Origin of the sequence: Actinophytocola sp., assembly GCF_045807065.1 — a bacterium.
GTDB lineage: Bacteria > Actinomycetota > Actinomycetes > Mycobacteriales > Pseudonocardiaceae > Actinophytocola.
In genome coordinates this window covers 1-3,539 of sequence record NZ_JBJMIE010000058.1, presented here as the reverse complement: position 1 = coordinate 3,539, position 3,539 = coordinate 1, and the positions used below count along the sequence as shown (strand labels likewise).

3 protein-coding genes are annotated in these 3,539 nt (G+C 69.3%); 2 read left to right on the top strand and 1 reads right to left on the bottom strand.

Going from position 1 to position 3,539, the window contains the following annotated elements:
* A partial coding sequence (locus ACJ73U_RS03370) for a Tex-like N-terminal domain-containing protein (RefSeq protein ID WP_407776015.1) occupies positions 1-1,192 on the bottom strand: 1,192 nt, incomplete at its 3' end.
* Positions 1,193-1,357: 165 nt separating this feature from the next.
* On the opposite strand from ACJ73U_RS03370, the gene ACJ73U_RS03365 reads away from it, so the two are divergent.
* Both ACJ73U_RS03365 and ACJ73U_RS03360 read left to right on the top strand, forming a co-directional pair.
* On the top strand, positions 1,358-1,834 hold the full coding sequence (locus ACJ73U_RS03365) for a MarR family winged helix-turn-helix transcriptional regulator (protein WP_407776014.1): 477 nt from the start codon (positions 1,358-1,360) through the stop codon (positions 1,832-1,834).
* Positions 1,835-1,848: 14 nt separating this feature from the next.
* Positions 1,849-3,471 carry a DHA2 family efflux MFS transporter permease subunit gene (locus ACJ73U_RS03360; RefSeq protein ID WP_407776013.1) on the top strand — a complete coding sequence of 541 codons (1,623 nt, stop codon included), beginning with the start codon at positions 1,849-1,851 and terminating at the stop codon, positions 3,469-3,471.
* Positions 3,472-3,539 lie beyond the last annotated feature (68 nt).

The window sequence follows — 3,539 nt, the reverse complement described above, 5'->3', positions numbered from 1 at the left end:
GGGACGCGGTGCCGTTGCCGATCGAGATCAGCTCGACCTTGTGCTGCTCGCACAGCTTGGCCAGCGTCGCCAGCGACTCGTCCCAGCGGTTGGCCGGCTGGTGCGGGTAGATCGCGGTGGTGGCCACGACCTTGCCGGTGGCGTCGACGATCGCGACCTTCACCCCCGTGCGCAGGCCGGGGTCGAGGCCCATGGTGGCGCGGGTGCCGGCGGGCGCGGCCAGCAGCAGGTCACGCAGGTTGGCGGCGAACACGCGCACGGCCTCGTCCTCGGCCGCCTGGCGCAGCCGTGTCCGCAGGTCGACGCCCAGATGCACGAGGATGCGGGTGCGCCAGGCCCAGCGCACGGTGTCCGTGAGGAACTTGTCGGCGGGGCGGCCCCTGTCGTCGATGCCGAAGTTCGCCGCGATGCGGACCTCGTACTCGGACGGCCCCGGCGGCTGCTCGTCGTCGGGGTGCGGGTCGAGCACCAGCTCCAGCATCTCCTCTTTCTCGCCGCGGAACATGGCGAGGATGCGGTGCGACGGGAGCTTGGTGAACGGCTCGGAGAAGTCGAAGTAGTCGGCGAACTTGGCGCCGGCCTCCTCCTTGCCGGACCGGACCTTCGCGACGAGCCGGCCGCGGTCCCACATACGCTCGCGCAGCGTGCCGATGAGGTCGGCGTCCTCGCTGAACCGCTCGACGAGGATGTCCCGCGCCCCGGTCAGCGCGGCCTGCACGTCGGCGACACCCTTCTCGGGGTCGACGAACACCGCGGCGGCGGCCTGGGGATCGGTCTCCGGGTCGCTCAGCAGGCCGTCGGCCAGCGGCTCCAGACCGGCCTCGCGGGCGATCTGGGCCTTGGTGCGGCGCTTGGGCTTGTACGGGAGGTAGATGTCCTCCAGGCGGGCCTTCGAGTCGGCCGCCATGATCTGCCTGCTGAGCTCGTCGGTCAGCTTGCCCTGGCTGTTGACGGACTCCAGGACCGCGGCCCGGCGTTCCTCCAGCTCGCGCAGGTAGCGCAGGCGCTCCTCGAGGGTGCGCAGCTGGGCGTCGTCGAGCGCGCCGGTGACCTCCTTGCGGTACCGCGCGATGAACGGGACGGTCGAGCCGCCGTCGAGCAGCTCCACGGCCGAGCGGACCTGCCGCTCGGCAACGTCGAGCTCCTCGGCGATGCGCACGAAGACGGAAGGGGGAGTTGCCGTGGCTGTCACGGGTGTGCATTCTGCCCGCTTCCCCCGACAACCGATCGAGCCGGCTTGGGTGTGCACGTCCCGTCGCGTTACGTGACCGATACAAGGGTCGCAGTCCACTAATGGGGTAATGAGAGCCAGGACACAGTCACTTGCAGTTAGTTGCGTCGATGCGATGATTGTAGGGTGCAACTAACCCCGCGGCCATGCGTCGAGGTCGTCACCGACCAGGTGATGGGCTTCCTCTCGCGGCTGAAGAAGAGCGGGGAGGCACACATATTGGGTGTCGCAAGAGGACTCGATCTGTCATTCTCCCAGATGCGTGCCCTGTTCGTGCTCGCGGACAGCCAGCGGGAGCTGGCCGTTCACGAGCTGGCCACACTGCTCGGGTTGTCGATGGCGACCGTGGGGCGAGCGGTGCAGGGGCTGGCGAGAACGGACATGGTCACGCGCAGGGAGGACGACCGCGATCGCAGGGTGAAGCGGGTTCGCCTGTCCGAGCACGGCCGGCAGTTCGTCGACGGGCTCCTACAGGCGCACCGCGCGGCCGTACGCGAATGCCTCGAGTCGCTGAGCGACCGCGAGCGAGAACAGCTCTCACAGGCACTGGCGCCGATTCTCGCTCGGGGGGACCTGCCGCCCACCACCACACCCGGCTGCTGAACGAGGGGAAAGTTGTGACTGAAGTGCTACCGCCGTCGGCGGGTGCCGCGGGTTCGGGGAAACTCGACCGCCGCATCCTCGCCATCGGTTCGGTGGTCGTGCTCGGCGCGATCATGGCGATGCTCGACATCACCGTGGTCAACGTCGCCATCAACCACCTAATCGGCGAGTTCAACACCAATCTCGAAACGATCCAGTGGGTGGCCACCGGCTACACACTGGCGTTGGCGATCGTCATCCCGCTGTCCGGCTGGGCGGCCGACCGGTTCGGCACCAAGCGGATCTACCTGCTCGCGGTCTTCCTGTTCATGGTCGGCTCCGCGGCCGCGGGCTCGGCCTGGTCGGTCGAGTCGCTGATCACCTTCCGCGTCCTGCAGGGTCTCGGCGGCGGCATGCTCATGCCGATCGGCATGACGATCCTGACCAAGGCCGCCGGTCCGGAGCGGGTCGGCCGGGTCATGGCGGTCATCGGCGTGCCGATGCTGCTCGGCCCGATCGTGGGCCCGATCCTCGGCGGCTGGCTCGTCGACGACGTGTCGTGGCGCTGGATCTTCTTCCTGAACGTCCCGATCGGCATCGTGACGCTGTTCCTCGGCAGCCGGATCCTGGACAAGGACGAGCCGAGGCCGACCGAGAAGCTGGACGTGCTCGGCCTGCTCCTGCTCTCACCGGGCCTCGCCGCGCTGATCTACGGCCTCGCCAAGATCGCCTCGCCGTCCGAGGGCATCGACAGCCCGCAGGCCTACCTCCCGGCGGGCGCCGGCGCGGTGCTGGTGGCGCTGTTCATCTGGCACGCGCTGCGCACGCCGAACGCGTTGATCGACCTGAAGCTGTTCAAGGACCGGGGCTTCTCGGTCGCGTCGGTGACCATGGTGCTGTTCGTGGTCGCGTTCTTCGGCGCCATGCTGCTGTTCCCGCTCTACTTCCAGCAGGTGCGGTTCGAGGGCGCGCTCGCGGCCGGTCTGCTGCTGGCCCCGCAGGGCATCGGCGCGATGGTCATGATGCCGATCGCCGGCCTGGTCGTGGACCGGATCGGCGCGGCCCGCATCGCGCAGACCGGCATCGTCGTGATCGTGGCCTGCATGGTGCTGTTCACCCAGCTGAAGGCGGACACGTCGTACCTGCTGATCGGCGCCGACCTGTTCGTCATGGGTCTCGGCATGGGCATGACGATGATGCCGATCATGTCGGCGGCGCTGAAGACGCTGCGGCAGCAGGACGTGGCCCGCGCGTCGACGAGCCTGAACATCATCCAGCAGGTGGCGGCGTCGATCGGTACCGCGCTGCTCTCGGTGGTCCTGTACAACGCGACCACCGACAACCTGGCGCCGCTCGTCGCGCGGACGGCGGCGCAGGGTGGTCAGGCGCCGTCGATGGACTCCATCAAGGACCTGCCGGAGCCCATCCGCGGCCAGGTGGCGTCGCTGCTGTCGGACGCGTTCTCGTCCACGTTCTGGTGGGCGCTGGTCCTGCTGGCCGTGGCGTTCCTGCCGGCGCTGCTCCTGCCGCGCGGCAAGACGGCCCCGGTGGCCGTCGAGGGCGTCGCCGTACCGGCGGACCCGGCCGGCCCGGCGGAGTCGAACGACTCGGCCGACTCGGTCGAGGACGTCCCGGAGCCGGCGGCCGACCGCCGCTAGCCCGCCGCTAGCCCACTGCCAGGAAGGTGCGTTCGGGACCGTTGAGTGTCCCGAACGCGCCTTTCCTG